The organism is Capnocytophaga sp. oral taxon 335 str. F0486 (assembly GCF_000277665.1).
Taxonomy (GTDB): Bacteria; Bacteroidota; Bacteroidia; order Flavobacteriales; family Flavobacteriaceae; genus Capnocytophaga; species Capnocytophaga ochracea.
This window is the reverse complement of record NZ_AKFR01000026.1, coordinates 1-293: the sequence shown is the minus strand read 5'-3', so window position 1 is coordinate 293 and position 293 is coordinate 1. Positions and strand designations below refer to the sequence as shown.

Annotated in this window: 2 tRNA genes; both read right to left on the bottom strand. The window is 42.0% G+C overall.

Features of this window, described 5'->3' with window-relative positions:
• Window positions 1-78: 78 nt before the first annotated feature.
• Window positions 79-156: transfer RNA gene (locus HMPREF1320_RS05585), tRNA-Val, on the bottom strand.
• A 40-nt stretch (window positions 157-196) separates the two neighbouring features.
• Window positions 197-271: transfer RNA gene (locus HMPREF1320_RS05580), tRNA-Val, on the bottom strand.
• Between the last annotated feature and the right edge of the window lie 22 nt (window positions 272-293).

The window sequence follows — 293 nt, the reverse complement described above, 5'->3', positions numbered from 1 at the left end:
GCTTGTAAGGCAGATGCTCTGAACCAGCTGAGCTAAGAATCCTTTTTAATTATGAAAACAACAATAAAATCCGAGTTTTGGTGGGTCCTACTGGATTCGAACCAGTGACCCTCTGCTTGTAAGGCAGATGCTCTGAACCAGCTGAGCTAAGAACCCAAAAATTACAATGATAAAAATTTTTTAATTTTAACCTAAGTGGGTCCTACTGGATTCGAACCAGTGACCCTCTGCTTGTAAGGCAGATGCTCTGAACCAGCTGAGCTAAGAACCCTTACGTTTAATTCGGGTGCAAA